17 protein-coding genes are annotated in these 17,763 nt (G+C 60.7%); 9 read left to right on the forward strand and 8 right to left on the reverse strand.

The window, feature by feature from the left end; all coding sequences use genetic code 11:
- Positions 1-37: 37 nt before the first annotated feature.
- The 4 genes from GH975_RS10555 to mgtE are packed head-to-tail and all read left to right on the forward strand — an operon-like array spanning position 38 to position 2,990.
- Complete coding sequence (locus GH975_RS10555; protein ID WP_170272632.1) at positions 38-514, forward strand: PTS sugar transporter subunit IIA; 477 nt, start codon at positions 38-40, stop codon at positions 512-514.
- On the forward strand, positions 511-1,374 hold the full coding sequence (rapZ, locus tag GH975_RS10560) for an RNase adapter RapZ (RefSeq protein ID WP_246164720.1): 864 nt from the start codon (positions 511-513) through the stop codon (positions 1,372-1,374). The genes GH975_RS10555 and rapZ overlap by 4 nt, the downstream gene beginning before the upstream one ends.
- Complete coding sequence (locus tag GH975_RS10565) at positions 1,367-1,651, forward strand: HPr family phosphocarrier protein (RefSeq protein WP_153714488.1); 285 nt, start codon at positions 1,367-1,369, stop codon at positions 1,649-1,651. The genes rapZ and GH975_RS10565 overlap by 8 nt, the downstream gene beginning before the upstream one ends.
- A complete protein-coding gene (mgtE, locus tag GH975_RS10570; RefSeq protein ID WP_153714489.1) occupies positions 1,632-2,990 on the forward strand; it encodes a magnesium transporter in 1,359 nt (452 codons plus the stop codon). The genes GH975_RS10565 and mgtE overlap by 20 nt, the downstream gene beginning before the upstream one ends.
- Here the strand turns inward: mgtE and GH975_RS10575 are convergent.
- Positions 2,987-4,336, reverse strand: a complete 1,350-nt coding sequence (locus GH975_RS10575; RefSeq protein WP_153714490.1) for a TldD/PmbA family protein — start codon at positions 4,334-4,336, stop codon at positions 2,987-2,989. The two genes, mgtE and GH975_RS10575, sit on opposite strands and share 4 nt — an antisense overlap.
- Here GH975_RS10575 and yjgA point away from each other — a divergent pair.
- Positions 4,335-4,817: a ribosome biogenesis factor YjgA gene (gene yjgA, locus GH975_RS10580; RefSeq protein ID WP_153714491.1), complete on the forward strand. Its 483-nt coding sequence runs from the start codon at positions 4,335-4,337 to the stop codon at positions 4,815-4,817. The two genes, GH975_RS10575 and yjgA, sit on opposite strands and share 2 nt — an antisense overlap.
- A 1-nt stretch (position 4,818) precedes the next feature.
- Here yjgA and tldD read toward each other — a convergent pair whose 3' ends face one another.
- The 7 genes from tldD to GH975_RS10615 are packed head-to-tail and all read right to left on the reverse strand — an operon-like array spanning position 4,819 to position 14,038.
- Complete coding sequence (gene tldD / locus GH975_RS10585) at positions 4,819-6,255, reverse strand: metalloprotease TldD (RefSeq protein WP_211365890.1); 1,437 nt, start codon at positions 6,253-6,255, stop codon at positions 4,819-4,821.
- Positions 6,252-9,632 carry a YhdP family phospholipid transporter gene (locus tag GH975_RS10590; RefSeq protein WP_153714493.1) on the reverse strand — a complete coding sequence of 1,127 codons (3,381 nt, stop codon included), beginning with the start codon at positions 9,630-9,632 and terminating at the stop codon, positions 6,252-6,254. Before GH975_RS10590 ends, tldD begins: the two co-directional genes overlap by 4 nt.
- On the reverse strand, positions 9,632-11,071 hold the full coding sequence (gene rng / locus GH975_RS10595) for a ribonuclease G (RefSeq protein ID WP_153714494.1): 1,440 nt from the start codon (positions 11,069-11,071) through the stop codon (positions 9,632-9,634). The genes GH975_RS10590 and rng overlap by 1 nt, the downstream gene beginning before the upstream one ends.
- On the reverse strand, positions 11,061-11,642 hold the full coding sequence (locus GH975_RS10600; protein ID WP_153714495.1) for a Maf family protein: 582 nt from the start codon (positions 11,640-11,642) through the stop codon (positions 11,061-11,063). The genes rng and GH975_RS10600 overlap by 11 nt, the downstream gene beginning before the upstream one ends.
- Positions 11,642-12,118 carry a rod shape-determining protein MreD gene (mreD, locus tag GH975_RS10605; RefSeq protein ID WP_153714496.1) on the reverse strand — a complete coding sequence of 159 codons (477 nt, stop codon included), beginning with the start codon at positions 12,116-12,118 and terminating at the stop codon, positions 11,642-11,644. The genes GH975_RS10600 and mreD overlap by 1 nt, the downstream gene beginning before the upstream one ends.
- Positions 12,118-12,945, reverse strand: coding sequence for a rod shape-determining protein MreC (gene mreC, locus GH975_RS10610; RefSeq protein WP_153714497.1), 828 nt, complete (start codon positions 12,943-12,945; stop codon positions 12,118-12,120). Before mreC ends, mreD begins: the two co-directional genes overlap by 1 nt.
- 55 nt (positions 12,946-13,000) lie before the next feature.
- Complete coding sequence (locus GH975_RS10615) at positions 13,001-14,038, reverse strand: rod shape-determining protein (protein ID WP_153714498.1); 1,038 nt, start codon at positions 14,036-14,038, stop codon at positions 13,001-13,003.
- Between the two features lie 138 nt (positions 14,039-14,176).
- Here GH975_RS10615 and gatC point away from each other — a divergent pair, with 138 nt between their 5' ends.
- The 4 genes from gatC to GH975_RS10635 are packed head-to-tail and all read left to right on the forward strand — an operon-like array spanning position 14,177 to position 17,761.
- Complete coding sequence (gene gatC / locus GH975_RS10620) at positions 14,177-14,464, forward strand: Asp-tRNA(Asn)/Glu-tRNA(Gln) amidotransferase subunit GatC (protein WP_153714499.1); 288 nt, start codon at positions 14,177-14,179, stop codon at positions 14,462-14,464.
- Positions 14,464-15,939, forward strand: coding sequence for an Asp-tRNA(Asn)/Glu-tRNA(Gln) amidotransferase subunit GatA (gatA, locus tag GH975_RS10625; protein WP_153714500.1), 1,476 nt, complete (start codon positions 14,464-14,466; stop codon positions 15,937-15,939). Before gatC ends, gatA begins: the two co-directional genes overlap by 1 nt.
- Entirely contained in the window at positions 15,936-17,384 is a 1,449-nt protein-coding gene (gatB, locus tag GH975_RS10630) for an Asp-tRNA(Asn)/Glu-tRNA(Gln) amidotransferase subunit GatB (protein WP_153714501.1), read from the forward strand. Before gatA ends, gatB begins: the two co-directional genes overlap by 4 nt.
- Positions 17,384-17,761, forward strand: a complete 378-nt coding sequence (locus tag GH975_RS10635) for a rhodanese-like domain-containing protein (RefSeq protein WP_153714502.1) — start codon at positions 17,384-17,386, stop codon at positions 17,759-17,761. The genes gatB and GH975_RS10635 overlap by 1 nt, the downstream gene beginning before the upstream one ends.
- Positions 17,762-17,763: the final 2 nt, after the last annotated feature.

The following is a 17,763-nucleotide window of genomic DNA, read 5'->3' on the forward strand; positions in this document are numbered from 1 at the left end:
TCCGGTGGGTCAATGAATGCCCCACCGGAGTTCTTTTTTGAACCAATCTCTCTCTGACTATTTGCTACCTACACAGGTCCATCCGCAATTTGCCGTCAAAAGTAAAAAGCGCTCACTGGAACTGGCTGCCGTTCAAATTTCCGAAACCCTAAATTGTGATGACCACCAAGCCGAGTTACTGATGGACGGCCTGCAGGCGCGCGAGCGCTTGGGCAGCACCGGCATTGGCCAGGGCATTGCCGTACCGCACTGCCGCAGCAGCGTCGTCAACGAACCCAGCGTGCACCTGTTTGCGCTGGAAAACCCGATCGACTTTGACGCCCTAGACGGAGCACCGGTCGACTTCTTGTGTGTGCTGCTGGTTCCAGAAGACGCTAACGAAGTCCACTTGCAGCTATTACGTGATGTCATTCGCACCTTTGGCAACCCCGAATGCCGAGCGCCGTTGTTGGCTGCGAAAACCCCAGCGGTGCTGCATCAAACCGCTATTGACCTGTTCGAGCGGCTGGCATGAGTTTGCGCCTGGTCGTCGTCAGTGGTCGTTCCGGGTCCGGCAAAAGCGCCGCACTGGGCGCACTCGAAGACGCCGGCTACACCTGTATCGACAACTTACCGGTGGGGGTCTTGTTACCCACGCTGCGGTTGTTGGAACAGCGCGACCAGGCCCAACCCGTTGCCGTCGGCATTGATGCCCGTGGTCGTGCCGAGGACCTAGCGGCGCTGCCCAACGTGCTGTCAGGCATGGCCGAATTGGGTATTGAAAGCAGCATTGTCTGGCTGGATGCCAACACCTCGACGCTGATCAACCGATTTCATGCCACCCGTCGACGCCACCCACTGCTGACCGCCTCAGGTTCGCTCGAGAAAGCCTTAGAGGCCGAACTGCGCCTGTTGGACCCCATTGTTCAGCACGCGGACCGGCACATGGACACAACCCGTCTGAGCCTGCATGACCTGCGCGCCGGCATCCTACAGGTGGCCGATCCGGATCATCAGCCGGGGCGGCCCGAGGTCCATGTGCTGTCGTTTGGCTTCAAGCATGGCGTACCCGACACCATCGACTTTGTGTTTGATGCACGCTTCCTGCCCAACCCCTTTTGGGAGCCGGTGCTGCGTCCGTTCAACGGCACCGACCCCGCGGTCATCGAGTTTCTGAGCGCGCGCCCAGAGTCGCTCGAGTACCTGTCCGACCTCGGAGCGCTGCTGCTGCGTTGGGTGCCAAATATCATCGCCACCGGGCGCCCGAATGTGACCGTCGCGATCGGCTGCACCGGCGGCCAGCACCGCTCGGTGTTTTTGGCCGAACAATTAAAAACCCGCTTGGCAGACAGCTTCGACGTCAGCGTTCGCCACCGAGAACTCAGCCGTGATTGAGCGGACCGTGCGCTTGGTTAACCCGAAAGGGTTGCATGCGCGCGCCTCGCACAAACTGGCCGAATGCGCCCAGGGCTTTACCTGCGACACCCAGCTGTTTTTCGAGGGGCACCAGGCCAATGCCAAACAGATCATGTCGGTGATGCTGTTAGCGGCGCCGGTTGGCAGCGCTCTGACCCTGCGCTGTCATGGAACCGACGCAACCGCCTGCTTAGATGCCCTGTGTGCACTCATTGCGAATGGCTTAGGAGAGCTAGGTGAACGCGCCGAACACTGAATTACTGGCCGAAGAACGCCTCCAGGTCGTCGAACAGGCGCTATCCAATGGTGCGCTGGCGAAAATTCGCCGCATGCTCAACGGCGGCATGGCGCCGGCGGACGTGGCCCACCTGCTGGAATCGTCGCCGCAAAAAGACCGCGTGGTGCTGTGGAACCTGATCGAGTCCGAACTGGACGGCGAGGTGCTGCAGTACCTTGGCGAGGAAGTGCGAGCCGAAATCGTTGGACGCATGACCCAGGGCGAACTGCTTAACGCGGTTGCGGCCTTCGAAACCGATGACTTAGTGGATTTGCTCCAGGAATTGCCGGAACGTGTGTCCGAGCAGGTCCTGCAGGCTATGGATTTTCAGGACCGCGAACGTATCGAAGCGGTACTGTCGTATTCCGAGGACACCGCCGGCGGTTTAATGAACACCGACACCATCACCGTGCGTCCGGACGTGACCTTGGACGTAGCATTTCGCTTTCTGCGTCGTCACCCAACCCTGCCGGACATCCTGGACAATCTGTTGGTGGTCAACCGGCGTGATGAATTCATCGGCATTTTGCCCCTCAACATATTACTGACCTCCGACTCGGGGCTGTTGGTGCGCGACGTCATGCGCACCGAAACCGAGGTGCTACGCCCAGACGTCAGCAGCGATGAAGTCGCCCGGCGTTTTCAGCGCATGGACTTGGTCAGCGCACCCGTGGTGAGTGACAACAACAAATTGTTGGGGCGCATCACGATCGATGACGTGGTCGACGTCATCAAAGAACAAGCCGAGCACGCCTTGCTGCAACTGCAGGGACTGGACGAAGACGTAGATTTGTTCGCACCGGTCTTGCGAACCGCGCGGCGACGCGGCGTGTGGCTGGGCATCAACTTGCTGACCGCGTTCATTGCCAGTGCCGTGATTGGGTTGTTCGAGGCGACCCTGCAGCAGGTCGTCGCGCTGGCGGTGTTGATGCCGATTGTCGCCAGCATGGGTGGCATTGCCGGAACACAGTCCCTGACTATCGTGATTCGCGCTATGGCACTGGGCCAGATCACCCCGGCACGCGGTCGATCCTTGGTCATCAAGGAAATCAGCGTCGGCCTGTTAAACGGCATATTTTGGTCCTGCGCGGTCGCGCTGGTGGCCTACCTGTGGTTTGGCGATGCCACCTTGGGCGCCATCATTGGCATATCGATCGTGGTCAACTTGGCGACCGCAGCGTTGGCAGGGACAACCCTGCCCGGATTGCTCAAACGCATCGGTGTTGACCCGGCCCTGGCCGGCGGCGTGCTGCTGACGACCATTACCGACGTGGTCGGATTTTTTACCTTTTTGGGCTTGGCCGCGCTGGCGTTTTAACTCGCTACCGTCACCGCTGGGAACAGTAACGAGGGTGCATGCGTGCTGCCGCGGCAATCGGCATCGGCGGCGACCGCTGCCAGCGTTGGCCACAACGTTTTAAGGTTGCAGGCCACCGTGATGCCCTCGACCGCGTGCTGGATCACGCCATTGTCGACCCAAAATCCACTGGCGCCGCGGGAGTAATCACCGGTCACCGCATTCAACCCATGCCCCATCATTTCGGTAATTAACAACCCGGTGCCCATCTGTTTGAGCAAATCGGCCTGACTGCCCTGGCCGCCGCTGAGTTGGAGGTTACGAGTGCCACCGGCGTTGCCCGTTGAGGGTAAGTCAAGGCGACGCCCGGCATACACGTCCAGCACATACGACGCGACTTGGCCGTCCTCAATAAAGGTCTGATCACGTGTCACCAGCCCGTCGCCGTCGACGCTGGAGCTGGCCATGGCGCCACGCAGGTGCGGGCGTTCAAACAGATCAAACCCGGCCGGCAATATCGACTGGCCCAGGGCGCCCAGTAACCACGAGCTTTGGCGCCATTGGGCGTTGCCATTCAATGCACTGGATAACGCACCGATCAGCGAGCCGCTGACACGGGGGTCAAACACCACCGCCACCGATCCGGTTTTAATCGGCCGGGCAGCGCAGCGCGCCAGGGTGCGAGCCTGAGCCATCGCCCCAATCGACTCGGGGCTGTCCAAATCGTCCGCATTGCGCCGGTAATCATAGGCATAGTCACGCTGCAGGCCGTCGCCATCGCGCGCCAACACCACCGCCGACAACGAATACTGGCTGGACATTTGAATCAAGCGTTGGCCGTGGGAGTTGGCACTGACACGAACGCCGCGACGGGCGCTGTAGTCGGATCCTTCGGAGTTCACAATATCAGCGTGGTCCAGCGCTCGGGCCTCGCAGGTGCGGGCGATATCAAAGGCTTGCTCGGGGCTGATGTCCAAGGTGAAGTCCTGGCCCAAGTCATCGGCCTGTTGGGCCAGCTGCTCCGGCTCCGGCAACCCGCCGTAGGGATCCGCCTCGGTATACTGAGCAATCGAACACGCGGCTTTGACACAGGCCTCCAAGGCGGCCGCACTGAGGTCGCTGGTCGACGCACTGCCCTTACGGCCATCGATCCAAACACTGAGGCCGATCGAGCGGTCGTTTTCGAACTCCAAAGTCTCCGGTGCACGGTTACGAACCGTGACGCTTAAACCTTTTGACGCATTCGCCCCCATCTGCGCATGGTGCGCGCCGTGCTTGACCGCTAAACTAAGCATTAACTCGGCGGCGTCGGACAGTTGCGCGCCCTCTCTTTTCGGATCCCATACAAAGGACACAGATTCAGTCATGACGGACGACTCCTTGGAAGACTTTGACGATCGCCCCAGTAAAAGCGAACTGAAAAGGGAAATGCACGACCTGCAGGCTATTGCGCATCAGCTGGTCGACTTGACCCCGACACAGATGGCCAAGGTTCCCATGCCCGAGGTGCTGCTGGTGGGCGTCAAAGACGCCCAACGCTTTAAAAAAGAAGCCAAACGCCGGCAAATGCAGTACCTGGGTAAAGTCATGCGAAGGCTTGATCCGGAACCGATCAAAGCGGCGCTGGCCGAATTTGACGCCGCCAGCGCTGAAAGCATTAACCGCATGCGCGGACTGGAACAATGGCGTGAACGCTTGATCGCAGAAGACCGTGTGTTGACCGAGTTTTTGGACCGCTACCCGCACGTTGATGCACAGCCGCTGCGCCAGCTGGTGCGCAATGCACGCGCCAATAAGTCCGGTGCCGCGCGCGCGCTGTATCGATTTATCCGCGACCAGATCCAATAGTTCAGGCGTCACCGCCACCCACCACCAGCTGATCAATTTTCAAGGTCGGCTGACCGACACCCACCGGCACGCTTTGGCCTTCCTTGCCACAGGTGCCGACACCGTCATCCAGCGCCAAATCATTGCCAATCATGCTGATTCGGCCCATCACTTCCGGGCCGTCGCCGATCAAGGTGCTGCCCTTGATCGGCTCGGCGATTTTACCGTTGCGAATGCGGTACGCCTCGGTCGTCGAAAAGACAAAATTGCCGCTGGTAATATCGACCTGGCCGCCACCGAAGTTGGCCGCGTAGATACCGTCTTTGACCGACCCGATAATGTCCCCGGGATCATGCTCGCCGGCTTCCATAAAGGTGTTGGTCATGCGCGGCATGGTCATGGCGCTATAGGATTCTCGGCGGCCATTGCCGGTGCTTTGAGTGCCCATCAAACGGGCGTTCAAGCGGTCCTGCAGGTAGCCGACCAAAATGCCGTCCTCGATCAGCACGGTGCGCTGGCCGGCGACCCCTTCGTCATCAACCGACAGCGAACCGCGCCGATCCGGCAGGGTCGCATCATCCACCACCGTCACACCGGGGGCCGCGACGCGCTCGCCGATACGGCCGGAAAAGTTACTGGTGCCCTTGCGGTTAAAGTCGCCTTCCAAGCCATGCCCGACCGCTTCATGCAATAAAATGCCCGGCCAGCCGGCCCCCAGCACCACTGGGTAGGAGCCCGCCGGCGCCGCCACCGCATCGAGATTCACGCAGGCGACGCGAACCGCTTCGCGCGCCCAAGCATGACAGCGTTCGCCCTCGGCCAGCTGCGACAGTGCGATCCGGCCACCACCGCCGGCTTGACCGCGCTCGCGCTTGTCTCCCTCGACCACGATCACGCTAACGCCAAAGCGCACCAGCGGCCGCACATCCATCGCCAGATTGCCGAGGCTATCGAGCACGCAAATGCGCTCGTGCAACACCACCATCGACAGGCTGACCTCGGCCACACGCGGGTCCAATTCACGGGTGTAACGATCCAATTGTTGCAGTAACTCGACCCGCGCGGCGCGCTCCATGTCCGCCGGCGAGTCCGCACGGTAGAGGCTGGGTACCGGTTGCCGTTTCAAATTCGCAGTCGCCGTTTGACCGCTGCCGGCGATGCCACCCGCCGCTCGAATGGCGTCACGCAAGGCACTGTCCGAGAGATCATCCGTGTATGCAAAGCCAACCTGTTCGCCGCTATTGACGCGTATCCCGGCACCTTGATCGTGACTGTACCCGGCATCGGCAACGCGGCCGTCCTCAAGCGCAAAGGATTCCAGCACCTGGTCTTGCAGGTACAGGTCAGCGAAGTCATACGCGCGGCTGGAGATGGCACCAAACACCTGATTAAGCCGATCAACGGATTGGCCGTGTTGGGTCAGCCATTGGCTGACGGGATGTTGTTCGTTCACCGTTATTGCTCCACGCGGATGGCGTTGATGACCGGCGCATCAAAGGTGCCGGTCAGGGTGTAATTCGTTTCACCGATGCGTTTTAGGCTGTCGCCGGCGACCTGGTCGACTAGCAACACAATGCCGGCGGCAATGGCGGGAAAGCCAGCCAGCAACGCGGCCGCCGGCAACTGCGCCGACAGCGGCACCTGAACGCGCAAGCGATGATCCAAGGCGTCGGTCGCCAAGTTTGAGGTGCCGGTCAGCTGCAAGCTGGCCGAAGGGCCGTCGATACTTAGCGGTTCGACAAAATCGAGCTGGCCGTCACGCAGCCGCGCTTGGCCCGAGATCCGGTCAAATGCCAACCCCGGTTTCAGCAAATCCGAAAAGTCCAAGCGCAACCGCCGGGTCAACGAGGCAATGTTCAGCACCCCCAACAATCGCAGAGCGTCGGCCGCACCAGGGCTGTCTAAGAAGCGGCCGTCGGTGGTGTCGAGGCTGACAACCCCAGTCGCCTGCCCCATGTTCGGCGACCATGGCACGCCAGGCCAATCCAAGGTCACATCCAACAACGCTGATCGCGTTTCCAGCAACTCGCCCCAGCCGCGGTCGGCCATCAACTCGCCCAGGTTTTGGGTCTCGATGCGCAGGTCCGCACTGGAGGCAGGCTGACCTTTGCTCCAGCGCGCGGAGCCTTGCATCAATGCCCCGCCTAGGGTGAAAGACAGGCCATTAAACAGCACATCTTGGTCAGTTGAACGTACCTGAGTCGCTAAGTTGTAAAGCCGGTTGTCACCGACCTCTAACGTCTTTACGGCGATGTCGATATCCGGCATCGCGGCGGGCGCGCTGAACACCTGACCCGGCGTATCCGGATTCAACATCCGGCCCTTGATCGCCCCCGCCGTCAATTTCAGAACCGGACCGAACTCGACCGCCGCATCAACGTGCGGACCGGCCAGGGTCACCCGGCGAGCGTCGGCGTCAATCCGCGCGGCCCCCAACGAAATACCGCCCAATTGCAATTGGCGAACGTCCAAACCTAGGGCGGGTGACTGATCACCCGTGCCCGCCATCAGCCCGGCCCAGGCCAAGGCATTCAGGGCCTGTGCGGACCCTTCAATACGGCCGTCTTGCTGCACGAGGTTGATCCGGTCGGCAAATGACAGCGACTGCCACTGCTGCCCGGCACCCTCCACGTACAGTGTCCCGGCGCGCCCAGCGATTGGCTCGGGCAGGTTCAACTGGCCGCCAGCGACGGCCGCCGATAGCGACCAGCTTTTTGGATTCCAGCTGACGCGGGTGTTGGCCCGCCCCTTGACCGCGCCGACCAGCCCCGGCACAAAGCGACGGCTGGCCCAGCTCAAGGGCACCGCGGCGGTCGCGTCTAGCTGCATCGGCAGGCCCGGCGGCGCACTCAGCTCAATGTGTGCCGCGCGCTCAAACAGCATGGCTTTAAAGGTGCTTGGCTGCAGCCCACGCGCCAAGTCGATGTTGAGGGTGCCGGCGACCTGTTCGGCGATAAGATCCAGCGCTCTGACTTCGACACGGGCAGCGCTGGTCGCCAAATCAAGGTGACCGCTGATCTGGGCGCCCGTGGTTAAATCCAAGGCACCTTGAATGGGCCCGCGCACGGCAATCGCGTCACCCACAGCAGCCAAATCCAAAGGCGTGCGGGCAATGAATGTTGGCAAGTCAGCGCCATCCATGCGCGCATTGGCTTGGACCTGCCAGTTGCGGTCACGGCGGCGGATACGTGCATCACCGCGCGCTTGACCGAACGCGGCCTCGGCCACGTCAATACGAATATCGGCGTCGTTAATCCGCACCGTCCCGGTCGCGTCGGTGACGGCAGGCCAGCCCGCCACCGGCGTTAGCTGGGCGCGCTCGACGGGAATCTCCAAGGTCAACTGATTTGGGTAGTCGGGGCTTAAAAACAACCACAGCAGGCTTGGACCGGCAACTGCCTGGGGCTGGGCGTCCTGCCAAAAGCGGACACCGGCGTCACCCAGGTAGCGCAGCGGAACGCGGCCTTGGGCAGGCGCACCCTGGCTATCAAAGTTCAGCAATAGGCCAAGTTCGGGACCCGCCGGGCTTAGGTCCAAGCGGAAGCGACCGTCCAGATTTAAGCTCGAACTGCGCAGCGACAGCGTATCGGAGGCCAGTGACCAATCGCGCGGGCCGTTGCGCCGCCAAGCAACGCGGCCTGCCCCGCCGTCAAACGCCACAGCGTCATCAAAGGCGGCCAGACTTTGGAACTCGCTGATGGCGTCGACCTCGGCCATGCCCAGACCGTTGTGCAGCCATATGCGCGCGCGCTCAAACGCGCCACCCGGAATATTATTAAGCGGGTGCGCATGACCGTTCTTCAGCGTCGCGGCGACACGCACACCTTCGGTGCCGAGTTCAGCCTGAACGGACTCGACGGTGGCGGTCGGCGCGATCGCATCCAAGCGCTCGGCTAGGCTAGGCGGCAACAGCGCCGACGCCGAGGTTGGCCAGTTTGCGACGTCAAACGCACCACTGCTTAGGCGCCAACCCTGCGCGGTTTGCTCCGCCGCCAGCGCCGGGACAGCGACCTCGTCGATTAGCACATCCCTAGCTTGTATACGCCACGGCAGGTCATCCAGCGCCTGCCAGTGCAGCGCGCCGGACACGGCCAAGTCGTCAATCTGAGCGGTACCGCGCCACTGAAGATCCTGACGCGTCGGCGCCCACTCAATCCAGGCTTCGCCCTCACCCGCCACGGCATGCTGGCCCGACAGCCCATCCACGGAAGCACGTGCTTTGTGTTTAACAAAACCGGTTAATTGCTGGTCGGTGGCCAACAGATTGGCGCTAAACGAGGCTCCGACTTGACCGGTCACGGCTTGACCGACTACACGAATACTGGCCCCTTGAGGGGTTCGGCTGAGGCGGCCGTTGAGGCCCGTCAGGGCAAAGTTCTGGCCGCTGATTTGGGCATCCAGCAACTGCACCTGATCCGCCATCGCCAAGGGCACCAACAACTGGCCCAAGAGCGCCTTGGGATCGACCTTGACCTCGCCACTGGCGTCCGGCAATTGCAGCACCAGCCCCTCAAACTGAGTTTGCGCAAAACGCAAAGCACCCGCATTCAAGGACGCACCCAGGTCCAGCTGCAGTTCAATGTTACGCGCGCGCACGCTAAAGCCGTCGCGATCGGCTTGAATATCCGAGGCCGCCAATGCGACCTGACCACCACGCCAGGTCAGGTGAATATCCGAGGCTTGAACCAACACGCCGGCGCGCGCATGAATATCCCGCAACAGCGCATCCGTCAGGTCCGGAAACACAGACGAGCCCAGGCGCAAGGCCAAGGTCACCAGCGCGAACACCAGCAGCACCAGTGCCCCGAGCCACGCTAAGAAGGCCCGCACTGCCATCAGCAGGGCACGACGTCGTACTGTTCAGGGGTGAACTCGGGTGCTTCCTGAAGCCGAATCGAGCGCTTAATGAAGGCTTCTAGGTCGGCCAGTTGATCGGGCTCGTGCTCCAAAATAAATTCGATCACGCGCGGATGCGCCAACACCAGCATTGATTTGGTTTCCAGGTACGCTCGCGATTCGCGCAGAACGTCTCGAAACAAGTCGTAGGCCACGGTTTCCGCGGTCCGAATGCGACCCCGACCACCACAGGTCACGCACGGCTCGCACAACTGGCCGCCCAACGACTCGCGCACCCGCTTGCGGGATATTTCGACCAGCCCAAGCGGGCTGATACCGCTGACCCGATGACGCATTGGATCCTTACGCAGCGCCGCCTCCAAGGTCCGCAGCACGGCATCGCGGTGTTCGGCATCACGCATGTCAATGAAGTCGACAATAATGATGCCGGCCAAGCCGCGCATGCGCAGCTGCCGGGGCAGGCTGTTGGCCGCCTCTAGGTTGGTTTTAAAGATGGTTTCTTCGAGGTTGCGCTGGCCAACAAAGGCGCCGGTATTGACGTCAATTGTGGTCATGGCCTCGGTCTGATCGATCACCAGGTACCCGCCTGATTTCAGATCAACGCGGCGCTCCAGCGCCCGTCGAATTTCTTCTTCGACCGAGTACAGGTCAAACAGGGGCCGTTCGCCCGGGTACCACTGCAGCTTATCCAGCACTTCCGGTTCGGCCACCTCGCAAAATGCCTGGGCGGCGCGGAAGGTCTCGGAGCTGTCGATGCGCACGACCTCGGTGTCAACCTGGATTAGGTCTCGACAGGCGCGCAGGGCCAGCGGCAGTTCTTGGTGCAATAAACGCGGCACATCGCCGGAGGCCGAGGTCCCCGACTGGATTTTGGCCCAGGCTTTTTGCAAGTAATGGATGTCCTGAGCCAGTTCGTCGTCACTGACGCCCTCGGCGGCGGTGCGCACCACAAACCCACCCATGCCCTCGCCCAAGGCCTGGACCCGCTCGCGCAGGCGTTCACGTTCCGCATCGTCCTCGATCCGAGCGGATACACCAATATGGTCGGCGTCCGGCATAAACACCAAATACCGGGCCGGCAGGCTGATCTGAGCAGTCAGCCGCGCGCCCTTGTCACCAATCGGGTCTTTCTCAACCTGAACCCGCAGAGCCTGACCTTCGTGGACACGCGAATTAATCGGCGCGGTGCTGTCGCCACGCAAATTACGTTCGTGAATAAAGGCGCTACGATCCAAGCCGATGTCGACAAAAGCCGCCTGCATACCGGGTAACACGCGGACCACCCGCCCCATGTAGATCTGGCCGACGAGGCCGCGGGTACGACTGCGTTCGGTGTGCAGTTCCTGGAGCATGCCGTTTTCAATGACCGCGACCCGGGTTTCTTGTGGCGTGACGTTGATCAGCAGTTCACCGCGCATTAGACAGCCCCCATGGGTTAACGCCGACCGCAACCAAGGCCCGCGCGATCACAGCGGTGGGCAAACCAACCACGTTGTTGTAGTCGCCTGCCAGGGAGCGTACCCAGACCCCAGCCGGGCCTTGAATGCCATAGCCTCCCGCCTTATCGACCGCCTCGCCAGTGTCCCAATAGGCCTGAACCATGGCATCCGTCAGTACCGAAAAGGTCACAGCGGTGGTCTCGACGCCTGAGTGTAGCTGACCTGCGTGGGCGATCGCCCAGCCGGTCATGACCTGGTGTGTACGGCCGCTTAACGCCGCCGTCATGCGCACATAATCGGCCTGATCGGCTGGCTTGCCCAAAATCTGGCCGTCAATCGTGACCACCGTGTCAGCCGCTACCACCGGGCGGGAGTGGGACACGGCCATGGCTTTGGCCCGGGCTAAACGTGCCACATGGTCCTGCGCCAACTCACCGTCCCATGGGGTTTCATCAATGTCAGCCGGCACCACGTCCATACTCAGGCCAAGGGCCGCCAGCAACTCGCGCCGGCGCGGCGATTGCGACGCCAAACAGATATCAGGGCCCATCAGGCCTCCCGCATTAAACGAAGATGTAGGGTCGTCAGCGCATGCGCAAACAGCGGCCAAACCAGTATCGAGGTGGCAACGCTTGCCAGCGCGATCAGTGGGTTCAGATCGGCGCCAAGAGCGACTCGGATCCACAGTGACGCGGCAAAAAATACACTAACGGCCAGCCCCACCATCAGTGACTGCTGCAAAGGGTGCATGTTGCGAATACGTATACGGAAGAGTGTGAGGCCATATATGCACAAAGACAGTGCAAAGGCTTGGCTGCCTAACGGCGTGCCGCTGAGTAGATCCAAACATAAGCCGACCAACCAGCTGGCGATGATGCCGCTGTAGCGAACCACATGGAGCGCCAGCCAGATTTGCACCAAGACCGCCCATACCGGCCACCACAGCAGGTAGTCAGAGGGTAACGGTACGGCAGTTAGCACCCACCCTATCAACACACACAGGGCAACGAAGGTTAAAGGGTGCATTAGCTGTCGCCAGGATCGCCCTCAAGTGACGCCAGAGCTCGATCGCGGGCTGATTGAGCTCGGTACACCAACATCACGCTGTTGGCGCGATCAGTTCGCGCCACTGGGGCGGCGACAATTTCAGAAAATGCGCGGCCCGGGACCCGGTTAACCTGAAGCACACGGGCAACCGGATAGCCGGCTGGAAAACGCTGACCCAAGCCCGAGGTCACCAGCATGTCGCCGGCTTTAATCGCGGCGGTCACCGGAACATTTAACAACTCCAACCGATCCGCATCACCGGTACCACGGGCGACCGCTTTCAAACCGGTACGGGCCACAGTGACTGGGACCTGGTGACTGGAATCCGTGACCAGCAAGACCTGGGAGCTGAGTGAGCCGACCTCGACAATCTGACCGACCAACCCGAACTGGTCGACCACGGCTTGGCCGGTTGCCGCGCGCGCGCCAAAGCCGCGATTAACGGTCAGGCGCTGAACAAAGGGGTCGTGGGAATAGGACAGTACTTCGGCGTGAACGAATTGGTCGTCAATCCGCCGTGAAGCACCTAACAAGCGTCGAAGTTCTTCGTTTTCAGCCTCGGCCGCCTGCATGCGCTGCTGGCGCACCAGCAACATGTTGTTCTGTACTTTTAGCCGTTCCAGGTCAGCCTGCAGCTGGCCCATGTCGCGGTGCGAAGCGCCCAGCCGATCAACCAAATCAACCGGTAAACGAGCCAGCGCGTGGACCGGCGTGAAAATCTGAGCGAACTGTCCGCGCACGTTGGCGACTGAGCCCATGCTCGCTTCAACCAGCACAACGAGCGCGCTCAGCAAGGCCACAAACATCAAGTGTCTGCCAGCGGCCAAGTTAGGGTTAAAGATGTCTTTAATGACGCAAGCCTCAGTCGGAGTTAAACAATTGGAAGGTTTGTTTATCGATCAGTTCAAGGGCTTTACCGCCACCCACTGCTACACATTGTAGTGGGTTCTCTGCAACGAACACCGGAAGTCCAGTCTTTTCGGACAGAAGTGTGTCCAGGTTCGCTAACATGCCACCGCCGCCGGTTAAAACGATACCGCGCTCGGCAATATCCGACGCCAGTTCCGGCGGTGACTGCTCCAAGGCATTTTTAACCGCGTTAATAATGTTCTGCACGGGCTCTTGGATGGCCTCGGCGATCTCGTTGGTGCTGAGGGTAAAAGGCTTGGGCACGCCCTCGGCCAAGTTACGACCACGCACGTCGATTTCTTTTTCGTCGGCGACCATGGTCGCCGAGGCGATCTGGTGTTTGATCCGTTCGGCCGTGGCGTCACCAATCAAGGTCCCGTACTTGCGCCGGATATAGGCGGTGATGGCCTCGTCCATACGATCACCACCGACCCGGACCGATTCCGAGTAGACAATGCCGTTGAGCGAAATAATCGCAATTTCAGTGGTGCCACCGCCAATATCCACGACCATAGAACCGGACGCTTCCTCGACAGGCAAGCCGGCGCCTAAGGCCGCAGCCATCGGCTCTTCGATCAAGTAAACCTCACGTGCACCGGCGCCCATGGCCGACTCCTTGATGGCGCGGCGCTCGACCTGGGTCGATTTGCACGGCACACAGATCAAGACACGCGGGCTCGGCGCCACGAATGAGGATTCGTGGACCTTCGCGATAAAGTGCTGGAGCATTTTCTCGGTGATGTGAAAGTCGGCAATCACGCCATCTTTCATGGGGCGAATCGCAGCAATGTTACCCGGCGTTCGGCCCAGCATGCGCTTGGCTTCTTCGCCGACAGCCGCGACTTGACGCTGGCTGCCGTTGGTACGAATTGCGACGACGGACGGCTCGTTCAACACGATGCCTTTGCCGCGGGTGTAGATCAACGTGTTAGCAGTGCCCAAGTCGATCGACAAATCGTTTGAAAACATCCCGCGAAAAAACTTAAGCATAAAACGCACGCAACCTTAGCAAAATAGCAACCACAATAGATTAGCAACCGCCTAGGTGCCCCGCAATAACAATGCGTGGTAAATTAAAGGTTTATTTGGCCATCTAACTAGCAAAACTGCCTTTATTCAGGAAAATCCATGAGCATCACCCCAAAACAGGTTCAACACGTCGCCACCTTAGCCCAGCTGGCGGTGCCCGCCGACGACATTCCGGAAGTCGCCGCCAAGCTGTCGAGCGTACTCGACTTGCTCGACGAAATGGCCGATGTGGATACCCAAGGGGTCGAACCGCTGACCAACCCGCTGGATCGCACCCAAACCTTGCGTGCCGACGCCGTGACCGAAACCAACCAGCGCGATGCGCTGATGCAAAACGCCCCTGCCACCCAAGACGGACTGTTTTTAGTCCCCAAGGTAATTGACTAATGTCCGACCTCACCATCGCCACATTGCGGCAACAGCTCGACGCGCTCGAATCGGGACAAATTTCGAGCCTGGAATTAGTCGACGCTCAACTTAAACGGACCGAGCACCTAAACGGCGCGCTGAATGCGTTCATCAGCATCGACCGCGACGGCGCCATGGCCGCAGCCGCAGCCGCCGACCAAGCCCGTGCCATGGGCCAACGCGCGCCGCTACTGGGCGTTCCGATCGCGCACAAAGATTTGTTCTGCACCCAAGGCCTGCGCACCAGCTGCGGCTCGAAAATGCTCGATAACTTTATCGCGCCCTACAACGCCACCGTGGTCGAGAATCTAACCGAGGCCGGTGCGGTCAGCCTCGGCAAGACCAACATGGACGAATTCGCCATGGGTTCGTCAAACGAGAATTCCTACTACGGCCCGGCCGTTAACCCCTGGGGCGAACGCCGTGTACCGGGCGGTTCGTCCGGTGGATCAGCGGCCGCCGTAGCCGCCTCGATGGTCGCCGCTGCGACCGCCACTGATACCGGCGGCTCAATCCGCCAGCCGGCCGCATTTACCGGTACCAGCGGAATCAAGCCCACCTACGGCCGCTGCTCGCGCTTTGGCATGGTCGCCTACGCGTCTTCGTTGGACCAGGCCGGCCCGATTGCCCAGACTGCGGAGGACCTGGCGCTGATGCTCAGCACCATGGTCAGCCACGACCCCAAAGATTCGACCAGTGCGCACGAGGGTCCTGAAGACTTTACGCGCCTGCTCAACAATGACGTCCAAGGCCTGCGCATTGGCGTGCCCGAACAGTTCTTTAGCCAGCAACTGGACGACCAAGTCGCCCAAGCCACACGCGACGCACTGGCGACGCTGGAGCAGCGCGGCGCGGTCTTGGTGCCGGTTGAGCTGCCGAACCTAGCCCACTCACTAGCGGCCTACTACGTCATCGCGCCGGCCGAGGCCAGTGCCAACCTGTCGCGCTTTGATGGCGTCCGCTACGGCCACCGCTGCGACCACCCGGCCAACTTGCAAGACCTATACCGACGCTCGCGCTCCGAAGGTTTCGGCCTCGAAGTCCAGCGTCGTATTTTGGTCGGCACCTACGCCCTCAGTGCCAGCTTCTTTGACGCCTACTACGTCAAGGCCCAGCAAATTCGGCGCCTGATTAAAAACGATTTTATGCGCGCATTCGAAACGGTCGACGTGATTGCCGGCCCGACCACACCGACACCGGCGTTTAAAATCGGCGAAAAATCCGATGACCCGGCGGACATGTACCTGCAAGACGTCTACACCATCTCGGCCAACTTGGCGGGCTTGCCCGGCCTTTCGATCCCGTGCGGCCTGGTCGACGGTTTGCCCGTCGGCCTACAGATACTCGGGCAACATTTTGACGAGGCCCGGATGCTGCAACTGGCGCACCAATACCAGCTAAACACGGACTGGCACCAACAGCGTGCGCCTATGCTGACGGAGGGCGCGGCATGATTTGGGAAACCGTTATTGGCCTGGAAATACACACGCAGCTGGCCACCGACTCGAAGATTTTTTCTGGCTCATCGACCCGCTACGGGGCCGAACCGAACACCCAAGCCAACATGCTGGACTTGGGGCTGCCGGGCACCTTGCCGGTCCCCAACGAGCGTGCATTTGAGTACGCCGCCATGTTTGGCATGGCGATTGATGCCGTGGTCCAAACGCGCAGCACCTTTGACCGTAAAAACTATTTCTACCCGGACTTGCCCAAGGGCTACCAGACCACCCAGCTGTTCCATCCGATCGTTGAGCATGGGCACATCGACATTCAGCTGGAAGGCCAAGACGTCCGCCGCATCGGCGTCACCCGCGCCCACCTCGAAGAAGACGCTGGCAAGAGCCTGCACGAGGACTTCGACGGCATGACCGGAATCGATTTGAACCGCGCCGGCACCCCGCTGATCGAGATTGTTTCGGAGCCGGACCTGCGCAATGCCCGCGAAGCGGTCGCCTACCTGAAAAAGATCCATGGCATTGTGCGCGCCCTTGGGATCTGCGACGGCAACATGGCCGAGGGATCATTCCGCTGTGACGCCAACGTCAGCGTGCGGCCCAAAGGCCAAGCCGAATTCGGCACGCGCGTTGAAGTCAAAAACATCAACAGCTTTAAGTTTGTCGAGAAGGCCATCAACCACGAAATCGAACGCCAGATCGAATTGATCGAAGACGGCGGCACCGTGGTCCAGGAAACTCGCCTGTACGATCCGGACAAGGACGAAACACGCTCCATGCGTTCAAAAGAGGAAGCCAACGATTACCGCTACTTCCCCTGCCCGGACCTGTTACCCGTGGTGCTGACCCAGGACTACCTGGACAGCATTCGTGCGCGCCTACCGGAACTGCCCGAGGCACGCGCCCAGCGTCTGGTGGATGACTACCAGGTCACCGACTACGACGCCCGCGTGCTAACCGCTGAAGGCGACATGGCGGACTACTTTGAGAGCGCGGCAGCGGCCGGCGCCAACGGCAAGCTCACAGCGAACTGGGTGATGGCGGCGGTCAGCGCCTGGCTCAACGAATCCGACTCGCCCTTGAGCCAGTGCCCGGTACAACCGCCGCGGTTGGCAGCACTGGTCAAACGCATCGACGACCAAACATTGAACAGCAAAGGCGCCAAAAGCGTCTGGGAAGCGATGCTAAGCGATGACGCTGAGGTCGACGCGCTGATCGACCGATTGGGCCTAAAACAGGTCACCGACACAGGCGCCATCGAAGCCGTGGTCGACCAGGTCATCGCCGCCAACCCCGGCCAAGTCGAGGGTTATCGCGCCGCGGAGCCGGACAAGCAAGGTAAAATGGTCGGCTTTTTTGTCGGTCAAGTCATGAAAGCCAGTGGTGGCAAAGCCAACCCACAGGCGGTCAATAAAATTCTACGCGAAAAGCTTAAGGGTGAATGATGCAACACAGTCCTGAATTTCTGGCTATCGTCGAGCGCAGCCGCGCTCGCATTCAAGAAACCGACGTCCACGCCGTAAAAGCGCGCGTCGACAATGGCGAACCCCTGGTCATTATCGATGTGCGCGAAGACCTGGAATTCGCCGCCAAGCGGATTCCCGGGTCAGTGCATTTAGGTAAAGGGGTCATTGAGCGGGATATCGAAGCGCACTTTCCGGACAAACACCAAGAGCTGTTGCTGGTGTGCGGCGGCGGGTTTCGCAGCGCGCTGGCGGCCGACGCCATTCAGCAAATGGGTTACACCCGAGCCATCAGCGTCGATGGTGGGTTACGCCTGTGGGCCGAAGCCGGTTACCCGGTCGACGTCGAGGCGATTTAAAC

This window comes from Litorivicinus lipolyticus (assembly GCF_009650135.1).
In the GTDB taxonomy this organism is placed as follows: domain Bacteria; phylum Pseudomonadota; class Gammaproteobacteria; order Pseudomonadales; family Litorivicinaceae; genus Litorivicinus; species Litorivicinus lipolyticus.